This window comes from Halomonas sp. AOP25-F1-15 (genome assembly GCF_052378675.1).
In the GTDB taxonomy this organism is placed as follows: Bacteria; Pseudomonadota; Gammaproteobacteria; order Pseudomonadales; family Halomonadaceae; genus Vreelandella; species Vreelandella casei.
This window is the reverse complement of sequence record NZ_JBQSXV010000007.1, coordinates 56,000-76,253: the sequence shown is the minus strand read 5'-3', so window position 1 is coordinate 76,253 and position 20,254 is coordinate 56,000. Positions and strand designations below refer to the sequence as shown.

Below are 20,254 nucleotides of genomic sequence, written 5' to 3'. Positions count from 1 at the left end.
GGAGATTTCATTGGATGCATGGCACGGATACGCTGCCCGATATTTTAGTGGGTCCTTTATTACGGCGCATCAGCACGACCCGGCTAGTAATGTGGATTGTCGCCACTCGGCCACTGACCATGACGCTGGTGCTACGGCCTGGCCAGCATAACGCCGAGTCCATTGGTTTGGCGCACCACCATCAGTGCGTTGCCATCGGTAAGCGCGCTTTTATCCATCTGATTGATATTGAACTTGATACGCCGCTGCCTTGCGACGAGCGTATCGAATACGACCTGCAGATTGAAACGATGCAGGGTAGCGTGCAGTCGTTGCCTGAGTGGGCGCCCTGGCTGCGCTATGAAGGCGCCGATTACCCTGCCTTTGTAATTGCCTCGCGCCATCATCGGCTGATGCATGGCTCTTGCCGTAAGCCACATCACGATAGCCCCGATGGTTTGGTGCGTGCCGACAGCTGGCTTGCCGATCAGCAGGCAGCGCCTACCGAGTGGCCTGCCTGGCTACTGATGACCGGTGATCAAGTCTACGCCGATGACGTTGCTGGGCCGATGCTGCGCGCCGTACATGCGTTGATTGAACGCGTAGGATTAGTCGACGAACAGTTAGAAGGCGCCACGGTAGACGATAGCCAAGCGCTGTACGACTCGCCTGACAGCTATTATTGCCGCGCAGCGCTGCTGCCGGATTTCACCAGTAACGCCGCGCTGCGCGAGCGCTTTTTCGGCGGTGTCAAAAAGCCGGTGTTTACGTCAGCCAATGCCCACAACCATTTAATGACGCTGGCGGAAATGCTCGCCATGTACTGTTTGGTGTGGTCGCCGGTGGCCTGGCAAGTGATTGCTCCCACGCCGCCCGCATTAGATGAAAAAGATGCCGAGCTTTATCGCCAAGAGCAGAAGGTGATCGATACCTTTGTTGAGGGCTTGCCCCAGTGTGCGCGGCTGATGGCGCACTTGCCGAGCCTGATGATCTTTGATGATCACGACGTAACCGATGACTGGAACCTTACCGCTGACTGGGAGCAAACCGCCTACGGCCATCCGTTCTCTAAGCGCATTATCGGTAATGCCCTGGTCGCGTATTCGCTCTGCCAAGCATGGGGTAATGATCCGGATAAGCTCAATCCATTAATTCACCATGCCGCTACGCTGCTGGGCGATGGCCGCGAGGTGCTCGCGCGTGCTGAGCAAGATGGATTCATTGAGCGGTTGCTGCGTTTTCAGGGCTGGGAGTTTCAAATCCCCGGTACGCCTGCGCTTATTGTGCTCGACACCCGCACCCGCCGTTGGCGCAGTGAGCGCAGCCCCAAGCGGCCTTCTGGCCTCATGGATTGGGAAGCGCTGATGGAAATGCAGCAGGCACTCATGGGCGCTAAAAGCGCAGTGATTATTTCGCCTGCGCCGATGTTTGGCGTCAAATTAATTGAAAGTATTCAAAAGCTATTTACCGCCGTGGGTAAGCCGTTAGTGGTGGATGCTGAGAACTGGATGGCGCACCGAGGCGCTGCTAACGCGCTGCTGCAAATTTGGCAGCACTCTAAAACGCCGGGCAATTACGTGATTCTTTCTGGCGATGTGCACTACTCGTTTGTCTACGACATTGTCGTGCGCCATCAGCGGCGCGCTCCTCACCTGTGGCAGATTACTTCAAGCGGGATCAAAAACACTTTTCCCAAGAATCTTCTCAATACCTTTGATCGACTGAACCGCTGGATGTATGCCCCGTGGTCGCCGCTTAACTGGTTTACGAAGCGCCGCAAACTCAGCGTTCATCCCCGTGACCCTGACCGGGCGAGTGCCGGGGAGCGGCTTTGGAACGCCAGCGGCATTGGTTTAGTCACACTCGACGAGAAAGGCTACCCAACGGATATCCGCCAGCTCGATGTGAACGGTAGCGATGTGGTGTTCCCGCCGCCCGAGCGCCTCAAGCAAAAAGGCGGGCGTTAATCGTTGGTGAGTGGGTCTTGCCGCGATGGCGCCACCCGTTTGCTAAAGCGTCATTAAGTCGTCATAGAAGTGCCCCGCTGTTGTCATCTGAAGGGAGCAGGATACCGCTATCTGCTGACTACATTTAAGCGCGCTGATGCGTTAAAAAACCAGGGGCCTAAAATGCGTTTTTCTGATGCAACCGCTACCACCATTGATTTGTTACGTCATGGTGAGCCGGTGGGTGGGCGTATGCTGCGGGGCTCAACTGACCATCCTCTGAGTGACGCAGGATGGCAGCAGGTGAAGGATGCGGTCATGCGCCATACGGTCGAGGGCCATTTACCTTACGATGCGATTGTCACTTCGCCGCTGATGCGCTGCCGTGAGTTTGCCCTGTGGCTAGGCGAAGAGTTTGATCTCCCTGTGCAGGTGGAAGACGACCTCGCCGAGCTACACCTGGGGCAGTGGGAAGGTAGAACTTATGCAGAGGTAACCGCCGTAGAAGGCACCGCACGAATGAGTGCGTTTTGGCATAATCCGGCCGAGGTCGCGCCCCCTGATGGCGAGACGCTGCAAGCATTTGATGCCCGGCTCGCTGAGGTATGGCAGCGGCTACTTCTCCAGCCGCCCGGTCAGCATGTGCTGGTCGTGGCCCATCTGTTTGTCTGCAACGGCCTGCTGCGCCAGGTTCTTGAACAGCCGCTTTCACGAGTGCTGGCGATGGATCTGCCCTATGCGGCGATGAGCCGAGTGCGCCATGAACGCCATGCGCTTGGCGACACCAGCTTTATTGAGTGGATAGGGCGTTAAGCATTGTTGGCGGCTAGGCATGCTTTACGCCATTATGAGGACAGTTAGCTTACCGGAGCGCCTGTCCATGTCATTGGTTCGCCTGTCGTCTTTACCTTATGCGGTTATATCGCGCAGCGGATGGTGGCTGCCCTGCCTATTCATGCTTGTGTTGGCGGGCTGTGCCAGCCGCGAGCTGACGCCGATAGATGCACTACCCGACCGCGCCGGTATTTCTATGGAGCGTGCGCTCATTCTTTCCCATGCCCAGCAAGCCATTGGCACGCCGTACCGCTTCGGAGGCAATACGCCAGAAGGTCTAGACTGCTCGGGGCTGGTGGAAATGACCTATCGAGCGGCGGGCATTCGTGTACCGCGCACCGCCAATGAACAGTTTCAAGCCTTGCCAAAGGCCGATGCCCCGCGCCCCGGCGACCTGCTTTTCTTTGGTGAGCGCCGCAAAGCGACCCATGTCGGTATCTATCGTGGCAACGGCCAAATGATTCATGCGCCCGGTAATGGTCGTCGCGTGGTGAGCGTGCCGTTAGAAATCGATTACTGGCAGGCGCGCTTTTTAGGTGCCGCCAGCCCTGCCCCTTAAGTAACCGTGCTCTCTACCGATATATTGCTTTGCAGCGTCTCATAGGTGAGCGCTCCAAGGGAAGCCCATTCGTGCGGGGCATACCTTTCTCATCCGCAGTAGGTTTTTGCGTTTCTGGCATAACATGGCATCAACATTGCTTGTATAATGTGTCCATTGGACTTTCAGGCTTATCCGCTTGAAAGCAAACAGCCTGCCTACCCGGCCTGCGCTGTCAGCACATCAGGAGATATACCATGTCTGCCTCACCTGTCACATTGATGGTGGCTCGGCGCGTTGAGCACGGCCGCTATTTCGATTTTAATCGTTGGCTTAACGAGGGGCGGGAGCTAGCGGCTGATTTTGCTGGTTATCTCGGCTCTGGCGTATTGGCGCCACCTGTTGACGATGATGAATATCAGATCATATTTCGCTTTAGCAGTAGTGAGACCTTAGCAGCCTGGGAGCATTCCGCTTCACGCCATGCGTGGCTCGAACGCGGGGCAGGGCTCTATGAGGCGCCCCATGAACATCGCGCCACGGGGCTGGATACTTGGTTTCAAACTAGCGTTAGCAGCATTCCACCGCGCTGGAAACAGGCGGTGGCCGTCTGGCTGGCGTTTTTCCCTATCTCACTGCTGTTTCAGTGGTTATTTGGCGGCGTATTAGCCGAGTGGGCACTAGTGCCGAGGGTAGTAGTGAGCACCTTAATGCTAACGCCTGTCATGGTTTTTGTGTTTATTCCACTCTCTATGCGCCTATTAGCGCCCTGGCTGCAGGGTAAATGGTCACCGCTTGATATGCTGGCGCGCTGGCGCCAAACGTCTCGATCATAATCATGCTTGGCAGCACTGAGATGATGCTAGTCTTGGCCCATAGGTTCTATGTAAGCTGACCTTGATAATCGTGGTTTCAAGCAATAGGCGCAATGTACTAGTAGAAATGTACTGGCAGAAAAGGATCGCTGTCGCTGGTGCAATGCGTGCGGCTAACTCAGTCCCAAGGAGCTTTTATGATTCATGTTCATCATCTGGAAAAATCGCGTTCTCATCGCATTCTGTGGCTACTCGAAGCCCTTGAACTGGACTACGAACTGGTTGTTTACCAGCGTGATGAGAAAACGCAGCAGGCGCCAGCATCGCTGAAAAAAATTCATCCGCTGGGCAAGTCGCCGGTGATTACGGATGGTGATCTGACCGTGGCCGAGTCGGGGGCTATCATTGATTATCTGCTGCAGCGCTATGGGCAAGGCCGGCTACAGCCTGCCCAGGAAGATATGCATGCGTGGGTAGATTATCGGTACTGGCTGCATTATGCCGAAGGCTCGCTGATGCCGCTGCTGGTGATGCAGCTTGTGTTTGGACAGATACCTAAACAGTCGCCGTGGCTGATAAAGCCGCTAGCGAAAGGCATTAGCGATACGGTGAGTAAGCGCTTCTTAGCGCCTCAAATTAAGCAGCATCTCAGCGTTATTAACGAACACTTATCTGCGCACGGTAATTTTGCCGGGCCGTGGCCGAGCGGTGCCGATATTCAAATGAGCTTCCCGCTGCAGGCAGTTGCTGCCGTTCAGTCGCTGGATAAATATCCGGCCATTGCCGCCTTTGTGTCGCGTATTGAACAAGACGCTGCGTGGCAGCGGGTGGTAGCGCGAGCCGGCCCGCTCACGATGCCGGGCCAGTGATTCGCCGTCATGGGCTTAATGTCGCTTGGGCCGCTAGCCTGAGTTAATTGAAAAGCGCAAAGCTATCAGCATTGATCCACATGTGGACCAGGATGCTAGCGATATAGCCGAGCAGAATCACCGGCGACCAGCGTAAATGCCCCATAAACGTATATGACCCACGTGCCTGCCCCATCACTGCCACGCCGGCCGCTGAGCCAATCGACAGCAGGCTGCCGCCAACCCCCGCGGTTAAGGTGATGAGCAGCCATTGGCCGTGGGACATGTCGGGATCCATGGTCAGCACGGCAAACATTACCGGAATGTTGTCGATCACCGCGGAGACAACGCCTAGCGTAATGTTTGCCGCGGTAGGATTCCAGCCGGTATATAGCGCTTCTGACAGCAGGCCGAGATAGCCCATAAAGCCTAGCCCGCCCACGCACATGACGACCCCATAGAAGAATAGGAGCGTGTCCCACTCGGCGCGCGCCACGCGATTAAAAACATCGAAGGGAACCACGCTACCCAACTGCGCCAACTTACGGTTATCGCCTTCCCGGCTGTAAATCTCACGTTTGCGCTTTAGTGAACGAGGCAAGCTACGGCGCAGGTAATAGCCAAAGAATTGCAAATAGCCCAGGCCTGTCATCATGCCCAGTACGGGCGGCAGGTGAAGCACTACATGGCAGAGTACCGCGGTGATAATGGTCAATAAAAACAGCGCCACGATGCGTCGCGCACCGCGCTTCATCCAGACGTCTTCATGAACGCTGGCGGGCTTCTCATCCTTGATAAATAGACTCATGATGGTGGCGGGGATCAAGAAGTTGACCAACGCCGGAATAAAGAGAATGAAGAAATCTTGAAACGCGACCATGCCTGCCTGCCACACCATTAGCGTGGTTATATCGCCAAAAGGGCTAAAGGCGCCGCCTGCGTTGGCGGCAATCACAATATTGATACATGCCATGTTAATAAAGCGCTGATCTCCTTCGGCAACTTTCGTCACGACGGCGCACATGAGTAAAGCGGTGGTAAGGTTATCGGCAACGGGAGATAGCACGAAGGCAAGGCCGCCCGTTAGCCAAAAAAGTGTGCGGTAGTTGAAGCCTTTGCGCAGCATCCATGACCGCAGCGCGTCGAACACGTGACGCTCTTCCATCGCATTGATATAAGTCATCGCAACCAGTAAGAATAGCATCAGCTCGGTGAACTCTAACAACGTCATTCTAAACGCGTATTCTGATGCCTCAGACATGCCATTTTGGACATACACCCAGCCGATAAGCCCCCAAATAATGCCGGCGGCTACTAGTACGGGTTTTGACTTGCGCATATGAATCTTTTCTTCTGCCATGACTAACGCATAGGCCAAGACAAAAATAGCGACGGCAAAAAAGCCCACGAGTGAGGTGGTTAAATTTAATTCGCCGGTGACGGCAAAAACGCTAGGACTGATGAATAACAGTAAGGCTGCTAATAAAAAAAGCCAGCGACGATGTAATCGTGGCTGGCAAGAGTGTTTGCTCAACGTAGACATGTGAGGTCTGTCCCATGGTTAAGTTATTAGAAATTGTTTAAAAGGGATTCCATGTTATCAGCCTGTGTTGCGGCGCAATACGTTATAAAAACGAATGAAGATCGTCGTTATTAAAAGAATCAGATCTTTTTTTAGTAAATTAATCTTTTAGGTAATGGCAACTTTAGAAATAATGATTCTGGAAGTTAATTCATTATCTTATCAATATGATACTAAGTGTTAATAGTGAAGCTGATTAAATTTTATTTTTAGATGCTTTTGTTAACGTCGCTAGTGTCGTTTTTAAAATGCAGCGTGCAGAAATGGATGAAGTGGTTTGATGGCCGGTGGCGTTAGAGTACATTCAACAGGGGAGTGCCCGATTAAGCACAGTCGTGCTATTTTGAGGCGCGCCACGCTCACGGCTTGGTAAGATAAAAATGAGGCCGGCTAGAAAGCGGCTACTGGACACGTTGAGGAATAAAAGAATGCGCAACCCATTTCGCTCCCTAAACCGCACGCTTGGCATGTCAGTAGCGACGTTAGCCCTAGCCAGTGCCGCGTTTTCCGCCCATGCCGAAACGCGTGTGACCTATAAATCGGCTTCTGCAGGAACCGCCTATTACCAGATGGGCGTAGAGCTTTCTGAGGCGATTCGCCAGGGCACGGGCGACGACATTATTCTTACGCTGGAAGAAAGCCAAGGCTCCGTACAAAATGTAATGGAAGTCATGGCCCGTCAGGGTAACTACGTTTTCACGACACCTCCCGCGCTAGTCGAACAGGCGATGGCGGGCGAAGGCCCCTTTGCTGAGCGGCAGAGCCCTCGCTTTCAAGAGATACGCGGCTTATTCCCAATCCCTTCTATTACCATGCACTTCGCGCTTGCGGGCGATGAAGGCGTGACCGATATTTCCGCCTTGGAAGGTAAGCACCTGTTGATTGGTAAAGGCACGTTTGGTGCCCGTGAAGCGGCTCGCTATCTAGAGCTGTTCGGCCTGGCAGACGACGTTCAAATTGCCGATGCTGCTATTGGTAGTGGCCCTGATGCGCTTAAAAATGGCCAGATTGACGGTTTTGTGACCGCCAGCTCGTTCCCGTCACCTAACGTGATTGAGACGGCTGCCAGCATGCCTGTCTCTATGGTAAGCCTGACCGATGAGCAAATCGAACAGACGGGTGCGCCGCGTCAAACCATTCCTGGCGGCACTTACCCAGGTGTGGAGAAAGATGTTGAAACGACGTCACTGCCGGTCATTGCCTACACCACTACGCAGATGGATGACGACACCGCTTACCTGCTGACGAAGACGTTCTGGGAGCGTCGCGATGCCATGGCCGAAGAGGCCGCCTGGTGGGGCAGTATTACGCCGGAAATGCTTGAAAATATGTTGGGTACGCTTCACCCCGGTGCACTGCGTTACTACGATGAAGCGGGTATCGATATACCGGATGCCCTGCGCTAACGCTGTTCGATAGTCCTGTGCGATAGTCCTGTGCGATAGCCCTTTTCGATAGCTTCTTTCGTTCCTCTTCCCACTGCCACGGCGCTTGTGCCGTGGCAGTGCTGTATCAATAGGCAACTTGGCATGCGTTTTTCCTTTTCGTCGCAAGCAGCGACGCCCTCCGCAGCGGACAACGCGATAGCGCCTGGCTGGATAGCGCTTGGGGCAGTCAGTGTTGTATTCCACCTTGGGCTGATTTTTTACGGCTTAACGCCTGCGCTGGTGAGTCGGCCGCTGCACATGGCGCTGCTGTTGCCGTGGGTATTGATCTTTATGGCGAAAACGCCGGCTCAGCGCATAAGCGGTTGGCTTTTAACGCTGCTGGGCATTGCGGCGTGCAGCTATATCGCCTTTAACGAAGCGGCGTTGGCCAATCAGTATGGCTTTATCGATACGCATCTACAGATGGCGATTGGCGTGTTTTTAATTGCGCTGGCGCTTGAGGCTGCCCGCCGAGCGATTGGCTGGCCGCTGCCGCTAGTAGCCTTATTGGCACTGATGTACGGTGCCTTTGGCCAGTATGTGCCCGGTGCCTTTGGGCACCCAGGTCTGCCGCTGCAGAGCATGGTCGGTACGCTGACCATTGCCGAAGGCGGCCTGTGGGGATCATTGACCGGCGTGAGCGTGAGCGTTGTCGCTATTTTTGTGATTTTTGGCGCAGTGCTCAATGCCGGCGAAGCTGGACAGGGCTTTATGAATTTAGCCAGCGCTGTGGCGGGCCGCCTGACGGGCGGGGCTGCCAAAGTGGCGGTGATTTCATCGGCATTGATGGGATCCATCTCTGGTTCAGCCTCGGCCAACGTGGCCTCAACCGGGGCGATCACCATTCCTTCGATGGTGCGTTTGCGTTATCCGCGTTCGTTGGCCGGTGCGGTGGAGGCGGTTGCTTCTTCCGGTGGGCAGATTATGCCGCCGCTGATGGGCGCGGGCGCGTTCGTGATGGTTGAGCTTACGGGAACGCCCTACACGCAGATTATGGCTGCCGCTATGCTGCCGGCGGTGCTGTATTTTCTGACCGTTTGGGTAGGCATTAATGCGTATGCGACGCGGCATGATTTACAGCCAGTCGCTGAGAGTGAGCGGCCCCATGCGAAGGAGGTGCTGATTACCTCACTATTTTTCGCGATACCGTTCGTACTGCTGTTAGAGCGCATTTTTCACGGTGGCTATACCCCGCAATACGCGGCCAGTATCGCGATTTTTGCAGGCATTGCGCTGCTGTTGTTCAATGTCAAACTACGCTTCTCGCTGCCTGATTTTGCGCATCGCTTAGCGGAAGCGGCGGTGACCGCCGGACGCCAGATCGCGGTGATTGGCGCCATTATTTTGTGTGCTTCTCTGGTGGTTGGGGTGCTGTCGCTGACGGGGTTAGGCGTTAAAATTACCTCGGGTATTTTGTCGCTTTCCAACGACGCCCTGTGGCCGGCGCTGCTCTTGACGGCGTTGGCGTGTTTGATTCTCGGCATGGAGGTGCCGACCACGGCTGCCTACGTAATTTGTGTTTCGGTTGCCGGGCCCGCATTAACCTCTTTAGGTTTAGAGCCGCTCTTGGCGCATCTTTTCGTGTTTTGGTATGCGCTGCTCTCAACCATTACGCCGCCGGTGTGCGGGGGTGTGTTTATTGCAGCGGGCATGGTTGGCGAGAACTGGCTCAAAGTGGCGTTTAAGGCGATGGCGCTGGGTATTGGGCTGTATATCATTCCGTTGGCGATGGTTGCCAACCCTGAGATAATCCAGCTAGCTTTTAATCCTTCGGGCGCTCTGCTTTACGCGTTGAAAGTGGCGGTTGGGTTAACGGCCATTTCATTTGGCGTTATTGCACGCAAAGCCCTATGGCATCGCGTGGCGTTAGTCGCAGCGGGCATCATCATCATCTTTGTGATTTAGCCGCAGCGGTGAAGAGGCGGGCAGGGGACTATTAGCAAACATCACCCAGGTATCTAGCGCAGGGCCAAGCGACTGCACCATACGCAGTTGCTCAGGCGCCAGCGCTAGTACTTCTTCAGCACAGATGCCCGCTTCAAAGCGGCCGTCTAACAAACCTTCGGCTACCGCCACGGTGGTAGGGGCCTCAATGATGGCTGGATAGCGGCTTATATCTGCGTAATAGCGCGTTGCTGGCTGCAGCGCGACGTGAGCGGGCTGAGCAATAGCGCGCTGTGCGAGCAGCGCCAGGGGTTTGCTACCAGCAATAAAGGTGTCCACGGGATAGGCTCGGTGCATATAGCGGCCGACGCAATCGCTGTGCGAGGCATGGGCAGTGCATTGCAGTACGTGGCTTACCTGCCCCCTCATAAGCGCTTGGAATGCGTCTTCAAACTGCGTGAAAAGCACCACGCTTCCCACGTCTGAGCAGCGCATTTTAAGATAGCGTTTGGCAATCAGTTCGTGATTGTTACCACTCGGCCCTAGCGTCGCGATTTGCACGATAATTCTTCTCTGTAAAAAGTGGCTTAAATGAATAAGCCAAAAGCGCAGGGTGCTTTTGGCTCAATGCAATCAGCGAGCAGATGCGCTTAGAAGATAGTAAAGCTTAGCACTAAGTAAGCGGCATAGCCTGCCAGCAGCGCAGCACCTTCCCAGCGTGCTAGGCGCATGCCAGTATATAAAAACAGTACCAGCAGGCCTGCCGCGCCCAACATGACCCACTGATCAAACATCGCCACTCGCGGTGCCAGCGGAAGCGGCTGTAAGAACGCTGAGATACCTAAGATGCCAAGCAGGTTGAAAATATTACTGCCAAGAATGTTCCCGACGGCAACATCGGCATGACGCCTTAGCGCTGCAATCACTGATACCGCCATTTCAGGTAGCGAAGTACCCACGGCGACGATGGTTAAGCCGATAACCGTCTCGGAAATCCCCATGGCCTGGGCCAGGCCAATGGCGCCATAAAGGAGTAACTGCGAGCCACCAATCAGCATGCCTAGGCCGGCAATCAGCGCTAAGGTCATCATCCAGCCTGTGGTGGGTAGCTTGGTCATTTCCTCCGCTTCTGAGGTGTGCATCTCGGTCGCCGGAACATGCTGGCGGCTTTCGCTTACGTAGGCCCAAACGAGATAGCAGACTAGGCCGGTAAGAAAAATCCCGGCATCAACGCGTCCTAATGCCCCGCTAAACGAAAGTGCTATAAACAGCAGGCTGGCCAAAACGACGACCAGCCCATCACGGCGCAGTGCTAAAGGCTGTACGACCATTGGGCAGATAACCGCGCACATTCCCAAGATCAATAAAATATTGCCAATGTTGCTGCCCACTATATTGCCAATAGCAATGTCCGGCTGCTGGTTCATAGCGGCATGGATAGAAACGACCAGCTCGGGCGCCGAGGTGCCAAAGCCGACCACGACAAGCCCTGTCAGCAAGGGCGAGACACCCACTCTTCTAGCGCCCGCTACTGCGCCGCGAATAAGTGATTCCCCTCCTAGGGTGAGTAGTACAATGCCTGCTAACAAACTAAGTCCGTATAGCATGTTCAAGACCTCTTCCTGAGTACCTCCCCGACCGCGAGTGACGCGGGGTTTGTCGGGTCGGTTAAGCGCGCTAGGCGATCGGATTAATAGTGCCCAGCTCACTGGCAAGATTACGGCTATTTTTATGTCTTTGCTCTTTTTTACTGCGGTTGTCAGAAAGAAAAAGGTGAAAGGCTTTGACCTAGTTGGGTATCCGTGGCAAGGTGTGCGCAGTAAGTTAGCAAGCAGCATAGTTCCAGAAACATTCGAATTCTTTCGGTAGTCTGTAATTGTATTCCTTGTTCTACTCACTATTTATCTGGGTAATACCAGGATTTTTACAATTCGCAAATTGCGAAAAGGATTTATAACATGGCAACTGGCACAGTTAAGTGGTTCAACGATTCTAAAGGTTTTGGTTTCATTGCACCGTCTGACGGCAGTGACGACGTTTTTGCTCATTTTTCTGAAATTCAGTCTGATGGCTTCAAAACCCTTCCAGAAGGCGCTAACGTTTCTTTTGACGTTACCCAGGGTCAGAAAGGCCTTCAAGCTTCAAACATCAAGCTGCTTTCTTAATCCTAGCTAGCTAGTGATTATGTAAGTGTTCGAATCGTTTAGATTCGATAATCGGGCCCCACTTCGGTGGGGCCCGATGCGTTTGTGCTGTCAGAAAATAATTTTCTCCCCACTTAGCAATGCCACTCCTCTAAGATTAGAATTGATAAAGTGCTGGGGTCGATGCCTTGGCTTAGCTGGCATTTTATTTTTATCAGACATAAGGGGTATCACTATGCGTCTATCGCCACTCTTTCTTGGTATGGGCTTATTGATCGCAAGCGGTTTCACTATGGCCAGTGAAGGGTGCGAGAGCCCTACCACTCAGCTGGAAATGACCGAGTGCTCGGCTCAAGCCTATGAAGCAGCCGATACGGAGCTGAATGAGTCCTACCAAGAGCTTGTTAGCCAACTGAAAGGTAATGCGCCTGCGTTAGAAAAGCTGAGGTCGGCGCAGCGGGCATGGATTGGGTTCCGCGACGCTGAGTGTACATTTGAAAGCAGCGCCGTTGAGGGCGGTAGTGCCCAGCCTATGGTGCGCAATGGATGCCTTGAAAAGGTGACCGCGGCACGTGCAGAAAGGCTGCAAGAGTATGCTAGTTGCGAGGAAGGGGATCTAAGCTGCTCGCGCTGAGTGGTGCTTCAGCGTTGCGTACGATGACTCTCAGAAACGACAAAAGCACCCGAGGGTGCTTTTGTCGAAGGAGTGTCTGGTGGAGGCGGCGGGAATTGAACCCGCGTCCGCCAGCACGCGCCTATTGGCTCTACATGCTTAGATTCCGTCATTTAGTTTAGCGCGACTGACTCCGACGGTCAGGATTCAGCAACGCGAGCCTTCTAAAGTTTAACGATTGGCGAGAAGACACCACCAACCGCGGTCCTATCAGCTTTGGCTCATATCCCCGCAGAGATGAATAGGCACATCACCTTGGGGCCAGACAAGAAGCTAACAGTTTAAGCTGCTAGCGCGCCTTGAGCGTAGTTTTCGTCATTTGCGACTATTTTTTCGTGATGTGGGATTTACGAGATACATCACGCTCTCGGCATGCACCGCAAGGGTTGTCACCGGCGTCGAAACCATGTCGCCCCCTTATTACAGGTGAGCATTCTAACGTGCTCACTTCCAATTGACCAGTTATGCCTTGGTATGTTCCCGCATGATTCGCCCTTTTTGACGATTCCAGTCGCGATCTTTTTCCGTGGCACGTTTGTCGTGCAGCTGTTTACCGGTCACGAGCGCCAGTTCGCACTTCACCTTGTTACGTGTCCAGTAAAGTTTTAAGGGCACGCAGGTGTGTCCTTTGTCCTGAGTGATCGAAAAGATTTTGGCAATCTCTTTGCGATGTAGCAGCAGTTTGCGGGTACGCGTTGGGTCAGCAATTTCGTGAGTGCTGGTGGTATTGAGCGGCATGAAATGGCTACCCAGTAGAAACGCTTCGCCGTTACGAACCAAGATATAGGTGTCGGTGAGCTGGGCTTTTCCTGCGCGCAGGCTTTTGACTTCCCAGCCAGCAAGCACTAATCCTGCCTCAAAGGTCTCGTCGATATGGTATTCAAACCGCGCCTTCTTGTTCTGGGCGATAACGCCGCTGCCAGATACTTTGCTTTTACCTTTCTTAGTGGCCATGGAACCTCATATTTAATCTGTCAGTGGCATCCCCTTCGTTATTGGGGGAGGCGTGATACCATTTAGGGTCTGAAAAATGTTTCCCATGATACGCTTTGGGCACTGTGAAGTCAGCGGAGAGGTCAATGCCAACCGTCAATCGTTCCGCCCTAGTGCGGCACACCCCCCAGAAAATGTTCGACCTGGTCAACGACTTTGAGCGCTACCCTGAGTTTTTGCCTGGGTGTCGTCAAGCGCGTCTGGTAGAGCATGATGATGTGCATCTCATCGGCGAAATGACCCTTGGTCGCGCCGGTGTTGAACAAACGATTACTACCCGTAATGATCTTTTCGAGCCTGAGCGGATAGATATGTCGCTAGTAAAAGGACCGTTTAAGCAGCTCAAAGGTCGTTGGATGTTTACTCCTATGGGGGAGGGCGCCTGTAAAGTCAGCCTGGAAATGGAATTCGAATTTACCAACCGGTTTTTAGGCATGGCCTTTGGAAAGATCTTTCAACAAATAGCGGGGCAGCTCGTTGATGCCTTCACCAAGCGCGCTAACGAGCTATATGGCCGCTGAAACGCTTGCGGTTGAAGTTGCCTATGCCTTGCCGCACAAACAGCGCCTGGTGGCTCTACGCGTGCCTGAAGGCACCACGGCGCGCCAAGCCGTTGAGCGTGCCGATTTGCCCGTGCTGTTTCCGGAATTGCCCAGCGGCACGTTCGCACAAGCGCCGCTGGGTATTTTCGGTAAAGCGCTACGTAGCCCCGACACCCAGGCCCTGCGTGAGGGCGATCGAGTCGAGGTATATCGGCCGCTGGCCATCGACCCCAAGGCAGCTCGCCTAGAGCGCGCAAAGCGCCAAGCGAGCGACCAGGGGCGCTAGCGCCGCATCAAAGCTGTGAGGCGGGCTGTGTGCTTATGGGCGCGACGTTTTGCGTGCTTTCATCAGGCTGCATAAGCATTGGGTTAGACCCTTCGGTTGCGGGCCCCATGTTACTGTCCACATCTATGGGCAGCTCTTGGGACAAATCGCCTTCTTGCTCAATATTGGCTAAACGGCCCTGGGGGTCGAAAGCAAGGGTGACGCGGCGCTGCTCGACACCGCCATAGGCTTTGTCTACGCGGAATACATAGTCCCACTGGCTAGCGTCGAAGGGCGCTTCCAGCAAAGGTCTGCCCATCACATAAACCACCTGTTCTTGGGTCATGCCCGGCTGAAGCTGGCTCACCATCTCTTGGGTTACCAGATTACCTTGGGGGATGTCGCGTTTGTACACGCCGACGTAGCTGCAGCCACTCACAACGGTAAGGGCGACGGAAAGTGTGATGATTCGAGTCAATTTTTGCATTTGGGCCTGTTCTTCACTATCGTGGTTTCGGTTGATCATACCCGACCTAACCTGTTACTGCGAAGAGCGACCATGGCCGATCAGAACCATGAATTGCGCAAAGCCGGTCTGAAAGTGACCCTGCCGCGCGTCAAGATACTTCAAATTCTCGAAAATGTTTCGGGCCAACACCATCTCAGCGCTGAAGAAGTGTACAAAACACTGATTGACGCGGGCGAAGATGTTGGCTTGGCAACCGTGTACCGCGTATTGACTCAATTTGAGTCAGCGGGTCTGGTTATTCGTCATAATTTTGACGGAGGCCACGCGGTATTTGAGATGACTCAAGAGGATCACCATGATCATATGGTGTGCCTTGAAAGCGGCGAAATCATTGAATTTGTAGATGAAATCATTGAGCGCCGTCAGCAAGAGATTGCCGAAGAGCATGGCTACGAGTTAGTAGACCATGCGCTGGTGCTTTATGTTCGCCCGCGCGGGTCTGACGTAACGCGCCAGGACAGTGGCCCGACGAATAGGAAGTAATATTCGTAGGTCGGATCTGTTTGTGAAGAGAAAGCATAAGCGCCCTGCCTATTTGGTCGAATTCCCTAAGCATGGAATTCGCCAAGTAGGCAGGGCGCTTTCTTGTTTGTGTAGATTGTTTGCGTAGATTGTTTGTGTGAAGCGCCGCGCTAATGTTGAAAAATGCGTGCGTTTAAAGCAATTAGTGCGTCGGACGTTGGCTGGCGTGAAGCATCTCACGGGCGTGTGCGAGCGTTTGATCAGAGAGCGTGACACCGCCAAGCATGCGCGCTAGCTCGCTGATACGGCCGCGTTCATCGAGCAGTGCCATTTGAGTGAGAGTGGTGTCGCGTTTTGCCTGCTTTTCGATATGTAAGTGTTGATGCGCCTGTGCCGCCACCTGGGGCAGGTGCGTAACGGTCATTACCTGGCCGTTTTGGCCTAGCTTGCGCAGCAGTTGGCCAACAATTTCTGCGGTGGCGCCCGAAATGCCTACGTCTACCTCATCAAACACTAGGCTGGGGACGGTTGAGTGCGTCGCGGCAACCACTTGAATCGCCAAGCTGATCCGCGATAGCTCGCCACCGGAGGCCACCTTGGTGAGCGGTCTCGCGGGCTGCCCAGGGTTGGCGCTGATCAAAAACTGCACGCGGTCCAGTCCTTCTGGGCTAGGCGCATCTTTCGCAATGACGCCTACTTCAAAGCGTGCTTTGCCCATGGCTAAGTAGCCCAACTGCTGCTGGACCTCTTTGCTCAGGCGAAGCGCGGCTTTGTGACGGCTATCACTAATTTTTTTGGCTTCTTGACGATAGCGCTCACGATATTCGACGACTTGAGCGCTTAAGGCTTCAAGATCATTGCCCCCTCCATTGAGCTGCGCAACTTCTTGCTGTAAATCGGTATGCAGGGCGCAGAGCTCTTCAGGGGCAACATGATGTTTACGGGCAATCCGATGGACATCGGTCATTCTTTCCTCAACCCAGGCGAGCCGTTCAGGGTCTAGCTCGGTGGTGCTGGCGAGGCGGTTTAGCTCGCTAGACGCTTCTTCTACCTGAATGCGCGCATCGCTGAGCATGGCGAGCGTATTGGCCAAGGTGCCTTTGTCGCTGCCTGGCAGCGCGCTTAAGTGCGCGAAGGCTTGATTTAATAACGACAGCGCGCCGCTTTCATCACCGGCGCAGCAGTCGGCGGCAAATTGCGTTTCACGCAGGGTCTCTTCAGCATGGGCGAGCGTGTGCTGCTCTTCTTCTAATGTTGCCAGCTCACCTTCCGCTAACGCCAGCTGGTCAAGTTCTTCAACTTGGTAGCGCAGTAGCTGGCGTTTGGCCTCTACTTCACTGCCTTCTTCGCTGAGTTTTTTAAGCTGGCGGCGCGCGTTGCGCCACTCACGAAACGTCTCCGCTAATTGAGAGGTTGCGCTATTGAGACCGGCATAATCATCCAGTAAGGCAAGGTGCGTCTCTTCGCGCATTAGCGCATGGTGAGCGTGCTGTCCGTGGATCTGAATAAGCTGTTCGCCGAGCGATTTTAGATCCGAGATAGTGGCGGGATGACCATTGATCCATGCTTTGGAGCGGCCGCTGGCGGTCACGACGCGACGCAGCAAGCATTCTTCAGAAGGCAGGTCGCGTGCGGTTAGCCACTCAATGGCGGCGGGCAGGTGCTGAATGTCGAAGCGTGCAGAGAGGTCGGTGCGTTCGCGTCCGTGGCGCACGCAGCCGGCATCGGCACGTTCGCCCAGACACAGCCCGAGGGCGCCTAAGAGAATCGATTTACCCGCCCCGGTTTCCCCGGTAATGGCGGTCATGCCACCGGTTAAGTCGAGCTCTAAGTGATCGACAATGGCGAAATCTTGAATAGCTAGCTGAGTGAGCATGACGCCTCCTGAGGCGGTACGGCGCAGAAGCTGGATACTTATCCAATAGTTGTTGATTTATACAGTAGTTAATAACTCACTTCAATGCACCTCTTGAGATGGCGTTTATGGCCCCCATATAGCGTGCATAGCTAATTATGAACTTGTCTCTTTGCGCGCAACTCGGTGTAGAAGCGCCTTACTTTCTAGGAGCACAACATGGCGAAAGAACCGCAAACTCCGTTGGATGACGAACTGAACCGCCACGAGCATGAAGCAGACGGCGCTGAACAGGCGGCTGAAAAAGCCGCCGAAGAGCGTTTGCTGGAAGGCGAGCTGGAAGGGCTAATTAACGACGACGAGCCGTTAGACGGCGGTCTTGATAACCCAGAAGCTGAAATGCTAGCCGCCAAGGTTGATGAACTAGAGCAAAGCTTAGCCGAAGCGAAAGACCAAGCGCTGCGCGCCGCTGCCGAAGCACAAAATGTGCGCCGTCGTGCCGAGCAAGAAGCCGACAAAGCCCGCAAGTTCGCGCTCGAAAAGTTTGTCAAAGAGCTGCTGCCGGTGGTGGATAGCCTTGAGAAAGCGCTGGAAAACATGGAAGAAGATGCTTCCGATGTGCACCGTGAAGGTGTTTCCATGACGTTAAGAATGCAGCTGGATGCGCTCAACAAATTTGGCGTTGAGAGTATCGAGCCCCATGGCGAGCCTTTCGACCCTCAAGTGCATGAGGCGATGGCCATGGTACCCAATCCGGAGCTTGATCCTAATACCGTGATGGATGTCATGCAGAAAGGTTATTTGCTTAACGGACGCCTTGTGCGCCCGGCGATGGTCATCGTGAGCCAGAAAGCCAATTAAGCAATTGGTGACACAAGGTGTGAAAAAACCCTTGAAAAGCTAGCGGCGGCCCCCAGATATAGGGCAACCCCGCGGGGAAACCCGCAGTTATGTTTTAAATTTTTTGTTTATAACTACCAAATTCGAGGTTATTGCTATGGGACGTATTATTGGTATCGACCTGGGCACCACTAACTCTTGTGTGGCCGTGCTTGATGGTGACAGTGCTAAAGTTATTGAAAATGCCGAAGGTGGTCGTACCACGCCTTCCATCATCGCCTATACCGACGATGGTGAAACGCTGGTCGGCCAGGCCGCCAAGCGTCAAGCGGTCACCAACCCAGAAAATACGCTGTATGCCATCAAGCGCCTAATTGGCCGTCGTTTTAAAGACGACGTTGTCCAGAAAGACATCAAGATGGTGCCTTACAAAATTGCCGAAGCAGACAATGGTGATGCGTGGGTTGAAGTAAAAGGCAAAAAAATGGCACCCCCGCAGGTTAGTGCGGAAGTGCTGAAGAAAATGAAAAAGACCGCCGAAGACTACTTGGGCGAAGCGGTGACCGAAGCGGTTATTACTGTGCCGGCCTACTTTAACGACAGCCAGCGTCAGGCGACTAAAGATGCCGGCCGCATCGCGGGTCTAGACGTTAAGCGCATTATCAACGAGCCGACCGCTGCCGCACTGGCTTACGGTATGGACAAGTCGCGCGGCGACAAAACCATCGCGGTTTATGACTTGGGTGGCGGTACTTTCGATATTTCTATCATCGAAATTGCTGACGTTGACGGCGAAACTCAGTTTGAAGTGCTGGCCACCAATGGCGACACCTTCCTGGGCGGTGAAGATTTCGATTTGGCGCTGATTAACTACCTGGTTGACCAGTTCAAAGCGGATAGCGGTATTAATCTTTCCGGCGACAACCTGGCTATGCAGCGCCTGAAAGAAGCGGCTGAGAAAGCTAAAATTGAGCTGTCTAGCGCGCAACATACCGACGTCAACCTGCCGTACATCACGGCTGATAACACCGGTCCGAAACACCTTAACGTTAAAGTGACACGCGCTAAGCTTGAATCACTGGTAGAAGACCTGGTTCAGCGTTCGCTTGAGCCGTGCAAAATGGCGCTGAAAGACGCCGGTTTGTCCGCTTCTGAAATCGACGAAGTCATCTTGGTCGGTGGTCAGACACGTATGCCGATGGTGCAGAAGAAAGCCGCTGACTTCTTTGGTAAAGAAGCCCGCAAAGACGTTAACCCTGACGAAGCGGTTGCTGTAGGTGCAGCGATTCAGGGCGGTGTATTGGGCGGTGACGTTAAAGACGTGCTGCTGCTTGACGTGACGCCGCTGACCCTGGGTATCGAAACCCTGGGCGGCGTAATGACGCCGCTGATAGATAAGAACACCACTATCCCGACCAAGAAGACGCAAACCTTCTCGACCGCGGACGACAACCAAACGGCGGTCACCATTCACGCCGTGCAGGGTGAGCGTAAACAGGTCTCGCAAAACAAATCGCTGGGTCGTTTTGACCTTGCCGACATCCCGCCTGCACCGCGCGGCGTGCCGCAGATCGAAGTCGCTTTTGACTTGGATGCTAACGGTATCCTTAACGTGTCGGCGAAAGACAAGGCAACGGGTAAAGAGCAGTCCATCATCATCAAGGCGTCTAGCGGCTTGTCGGATGAAGAAGTCGAGCAGATGGTGCGCGACGCTGAAGCACACGCGGAAGAGGACAAAAAGTTCGAAACGCTGGTACAGCTGCGCAACCAGGCTGATGGCATGATTCACGCCACGCGCAAAACGTTGGAAGAAGCTGGTGATAAAGCGACTGATGACGAGAAACAGGCTATCGAGACCGCTATCACTGAGCTGGAAGAGGCCGTGAAAGGCGACGATGTCGATAACATCCAGAAGAAGCTGGATGCGCTGACCGAAGCTTCTGGCCAGCTAGCCCAGAAGATGTACGCCGAGCAGGCAGAAGCGGCTCAGCAAGAGGGCGGTGAAGGCGATGAAAATGCAAGCACCAAGCCGGAAGATGATGTCGTTGATGCCGAGTATGAAGAAGTTAACGACGATCAGAAAAAGCCGTAAGTAACG

Annotated in this window: 20 protein-coding genes and 1 other RNA gene; 14 read left to right on the top strand and 7 right to left on the bottom strand. The window is 54.0% G+C overall.

Features of this window, described 5'->3' with window-relative positions:
* The first annotated feature begins 14 nt into the window (after positions 1–14).
* From ACT3TF_RS13810 to ACT3TF_RS13790, 5 genes are all read left to right on the top strand, one after another.
* On the top strand, positions 15–1,946 hold the full coding sequence (locus ACT3TF_RS13810) for an alkaline phosphatase family protein (RefSeq protein ID WP_444672368.1): 1,932 nt from the start codon (positions 15–17) through the stop codon (positions 1,944–1,946).
* Between the two features lie 162 nt (positions 1,947–2,108).
* Positions 2,109–2,738 carry a histidine phosphatase family protein gene (locus ACT3TF_RS13805; RefSeq protein WP_444625786.1) on the top strand — a complete coding sequence of 210 codons (630 nt, stop codon included), beginning with the start codon at positions 2,109–2,111 and terminating at the stop codon, positions 2,736–2,738.
* A 67-nt stretch (positions 2,739–2,805) separates the two neighbouring features.
* Positions 2,806–3,318, top strand: a complete 513-nt coding sequence (locus tag ACT3TF_RS13800) for a C40 family peptidase (RefSeq protein ID WP_441686845.1) — start codon at positions 2,806–2,808, stop codon at positions 3,316–3,318.
* A 236-nt stretch (positions 3,319–3,554) separates the two neighbouring features.
* Complete coding sequence (locus ACT3TF_RS13795; protein WP_441686844.1) at positions 3,555–4,133, top strand: antibiotic biosynthesis monooxygenase; 579 nt, start codon at positions 3,555–3,557, stop codon at positions 4,131–4,133.
* Positions 4,134–4,309: 176 nt separating this feature from the next.
* A complete protein-coding gene (locus tag ACT3TF_RS13790; RefSeq protein WP_444672367.1) occupies positions 4,310–4,981 on the top strand; it encodes a glutathione S-transferase family protein in 672 nt (223 codons plus the stop codon).
* A 43-nt stretch (positions 4,982–5,024) separates the two neighbouring features.
* Here the strand turns inward: ACT3TF_RS13790 and nhaD are convergent, their stop codons facing one another.
* Positions 5,025–6,503 (bottom strand): sodium:proton antiporter NhaD, encoded by a 1,479-nt coding sequence (nhaD, locus tag ACT3TF_RS13785; RefSeq protein WP_444672366.1) that lies wholly within the window; start codon positions 6,501–6,503, stop codon positions 5,025–5,027.
* A 467-nt stretch (positions 6,504–6,970) separates the two neighbouring features.
* On the opposite strand from nhaD, the gene ACT3TF_RS13780 reads away from it, so the two are divergent.
* Complete coding sequence (locus tag ACT3TF_RS13780; protein ID WP_444672365.1) at positions 6,971–7,948, top strand: TAXI family TRAP transporter solute-binding subunit; 978 nt, start codon at positions 6,971–6,973, stop codon at positions 7,946–7,948.
* A 123-nt stretch (positions 7,949–8,071) separates the two neighbouring features.
* Complete coding sequence (locus ACT3TF_RS13775) at positions 8,072–9,874, top strand: TRAP transporter permease (protein ID WP_444625789.1); 1,803 nt, start codon at positions 8,072–8,074, stop codon at positions 9,872–9,874.
* On the opposite strand, the gene ACT3TF_RS13770 is transcribed toward ACT3TF_RS13775, so the two are convergent.
* Positions 9,836–10,414 (bottom strand): hypothetical protein, encoded by a 579-nt coding sequence (locus ACT3TF_RS13770; RefSeq protein ID WP_444625790.1) that lies wholly within the window; start codon positions 10,412–10,414, stop codon positions 9,836–9,838. The genes ACT3TF_RS13775 and ACT3TF_RS13770 overlap by 39 nt on opposite strands.
* Before the next feature lie 89 nt (positions 10,415–10,503).
* Complete coding sequence (locus ACT3TF_RS13765) at positions 10,504–11,460, bottom strand: calcium/sodium antiporter (protein ID WP_444672364.1); 957 nt, start codon at positions 11,458–11,460, stop codon at positions 10,504–10,506.
* Positions 11,461–11,811: 351 nt separating this feature from the next.
* Here ACT3TF_RS13765 and ACT3TF_RS13760 point away from each other — a divergent pair, with 351 nt between their 5' ends.
* Both ACT3TF_RS13760 and ACT3TF_RS13755 read left to right on the top strand, forming a co-directional pair.
* Complete coding sequence (locus ACT3TF_RS13760) at positions 11,812–12,018, top strand: cold-shock protein (protein ID WP_007111857.1); 207 nt, start codon at positions 11,812–11,814, stop codon at positions 12,016–12,018.
* A gap of 214 nt (positions 12,019–12,232) precedes the next feature.
* Positions 12,233–12,631: a lysozyme inhibitor LprI family protein gene (locus ACT3TF_RS13755; RefSeq protein ID WP_441686515.1), complete on the top strand. Its 399-nt coding sequence runs from the start codon at positions 12,233–12,235 to the stop codon at positions 12,629–12,631.
* A 77-nt stretch (positions 12,632–12,708) separates the two neighbouring features.
* Here ACT3TF_RS13755 and ssrA read toward each other — a convergent pair.
* Positions 12,709–13,087: a transfer-messenger RNA gene (gene ssrA, locus ACT3TF_RS13750) on the bottom strand.
* A 45-nt stretch (positions 13,088–13,132) separates the two neighbouring features.
* Positions 13,133–13,624, bottom strand: a complete 492-nt coding sequence (gene smpB / locus ACT3TF_RS13745) for an SsrA-binding protein SmpB (RefSeq protein ID WP_235041110.1) — start codon at positions 13,622–13,624, stop codon at positions 13,133–13,135.
* A 125-nt stretch (positions 13,625–13,749) separates the two neighbouring features.
* On the opposite strand from smpB, the gene ACT3TF_RS13740 reads away from it, so the two are divergent.
* Together ACT3TF_RS13740 and ACT3TF_RS13735 are read left to right on the top strand one after the other, a co-directional pair.
* Positions 13,750–14,184 (top strand): type II toxin-antitoxin system RatA family toxin, encoded by a 435-nt coding sequence (locus tag ACT3TF_RS13740; protein ID WP_441686520.1) that lies wholly within the window; start codon positions 13,750–13,752, stop codon positions 14,182–14,184.
* Positions 14,174–14,491 carry an RnfH family protein gene (locus ACT3TF_RS13735; protein WP_441686521.1) on the top strand — a complete coding sequence of 106 codons (318 nt, stop codon included), beginning with the start codon at positions 14,174–14,176 and terminating at the stop codon, positions 14,489–14,491. Before ACT3TF_RS13740 ends, ACT3TF_RS13735 begins: the two co-directional genes overlap by 11 nt.
* A 7-nt stretch (positions 14,492–14,498) precedes the next feature.
* Here ACT3TF_RS13735 and ACT3TF_RS13730 read toward each other — a convergent pair whose 3' ends face one another.
* Positions 14,499–14,957, bottom strand: a complete 459-nt coding sequence (locus tag ACT3TF_RS13730; protein WP_441686527.1) for an outer membrane protein assembly factor BamE — start codon at positions 14,955–14,957, stop codon at positions 14,499–14,501.
* Between the two features lie 72 nt (positions 14,958–15,029).
* Here ACT3TF_RS13730 and fur point away from each other — a divergent pair, with 72 nt between their 5' ends.
* Entirely contained in the window at positions 15,030–15,482 is a 453-nt protein-coding gene (gene fur / locus ACT3TF_RS13725) for a ferric iron uptake transcriptional regulator (protein WP_096276274.1), read from the top strand.
* 181 nt (positions 15,483–15,663) lie between these two features.
* On the opposite strand, the gene recN is transcribed toward fur, so the two are convergent.
* Positions 15,664–17,337, bottom strand: coding sequence for a DNA repair protein RecN (recN, locus tag ACT3TF_RS13720; protein WP_441686522.1), 1,674 nt, complete (start codon positions 17,335–17,337; stop codon positions 15,664–15,666).
* Positions 17,338–17,535: 198 nt separating this feature from the next.
* On the opposite strand from recN, the gene grpE reads away from it, so the two are divergent.
* Both grpE and dnaK read left to right on the top strand, forming a co-directional pair.
* Positions 17,536–18,177 carry a nucleotide exchange factor GrpE gene (gene grpE, locus ACT3TF_RS13715; protein ID WP_441686523.1) on the top strand — a complete coding sequence of 214 codons (642 nt, stop codon included), beginning with the start codon at positions 17,536–17,538 and terminating at the stop codon, positions 18,175–18,177.
* Between the two features lie 136 nt (positions 18,178–18,313).
* Positions 18,314–20,248: a molecular chaperone DnaK gene (gene dnaK, locus ACT3TF_RS13710; RefSeq protein ID WP_441686524.1), complete on the top strand. Its 1,935-nt coding sequence runs from the start codon at positions 18,314–18,316 to the stop codon at positions 20,246–20,248.
* Positions 20,249–20,254: the final 6 nt, after the last annotated feature.

Bases quoted from the DNA above. Each gene is read 5' to 3' on its own strand.
- ACT3TF_RS13810 (WP_444672368.1), top strand. From the start codon at position 15: ATGCATGGCACGGATACGCTGCCCGATATTTTAGTGGGTCCTTTATTA.
- ACT3TF_RS13805 (WP_444625786.1), top strand. From the start codon at position 2,109: ATGCGTTTTTCTGATGCAACCGCTACCACCATTGATTTGTTACGTCAT.
- ACT3TF_RS13800 (WP_441686845.1), top strand. From the start codon at position 2,806: ATGTCATTGGTTCGCCTGTCGTCTTTACCTTATGCGGTTATATCGCGC.
- ACT3TF_RS13795 (WP_441686844.1), top strand. From the start codon at position 3,555: ATGTCTGCCTCACCTGTCACATTGATGGTGGCTCGGCGCGTTGAGCAC.
- ACT3TF_RS13790 (WP_444672367.1), top strand. From the start codon at position 4,310: ATGATTCATGTTCATCATCTGGAAAAATCGCGTTCTCATCGCATTCTG.
- nhaD (WP_444672366.1), bottom strand. From the start codon at position 6,503: ATGTCTACGTTGAGCAAACACTCTTGCCAGCCACGATTACATCGTCGC.
- ACT3TF_RS13780 (WP_444672365.1), top strand. From the start codon at position 6,971: ATGCGCAACCCATTTCGCTCCCTAAACCGCACGCTTGGCATGTCAGTA.
- ACT3TF_RS13775 (WP_444625789.1), top strand. From the start codon at position 8,072: ATGCGTTTTTCCTTTTCGTCGCAAGCAGCGACGCCCTCCGCAGCGGAC.
- ACT3TF_RS13765 (WP_444672364.1), bottom strand. From the start codon at position 11,460: ATGCTATACGGACTTAGTTTGTTAGCAGGCATTGTACTACTCACCCTA.
- ACT3TF_RS13760 (WP_007111857.1), top strand. From the start codon at position 11,812: ATGGCAACTGGCACAGTTAAGTGGTTCAACGATTCTAAAGGTTTTGGT.
- ACT3TF_RS13755 (WP_441686515.1), top strand. From the start codon at position 12,233: ATGCGTCTATCGCCACTCTTTCTTGGTATGGGCTTATTGATCGCAAGC.
- smpB (WP_235041110.1), bottom strand. From the start codon at position 13,624: ATGGCCACTAAGAAAGGTAAAAGCAAAGTATCTGGCAGCGGCGTTATC.
- ACT3TF_RS13740 (WP_441686520.1), top strand. From the start codon at position 13,750: ATGCCAACCGTCAATCGTTCCGCCCTAGTGCGGCACACCCCCCAGAAA.
- ACT3TF_RS13735 (WP_441686521.1), top strand. From the start codon at position 14,174: ATGGCCGCTGAAACGCTTGCGGTTGAAGTTGCCTATGCCTTGCCGCAC.
- ACT3TF_RS13730 (WP_441686527.1), bottom strand. From the start codon at position 14,957: ATGCAAAAATTGACTCGAATCATCACACTTTCCGTCGCCCTTACCGTT.
- fur (WP_096276274.1), top strand. From the start codon at position 15,030: ATGGCCGATCAGAACCATGAATTGCGCAAAGCCGGTCTGAAAGTGACC.
- recN (WP_441686522.1), bottom strand. From the start codon at position 17,337: ATGCTCACTCAGCTAGCTATTCAAGATTTCGCCATTGTCGATCACTTA.
- grpE (WP_441686523.1), top strand. From the start codon at position 17,536: ATGGCGAAAGAACCGCAAACTCCGTTGGATGACGAACTGAACCGCCAC.
- dnaK (WP_441686524.1), top strand. From the start codon at position 18,314: ATGGGACGTATTATTGGTATCGACCTGGGCACCACTAACTCTTGTGTG.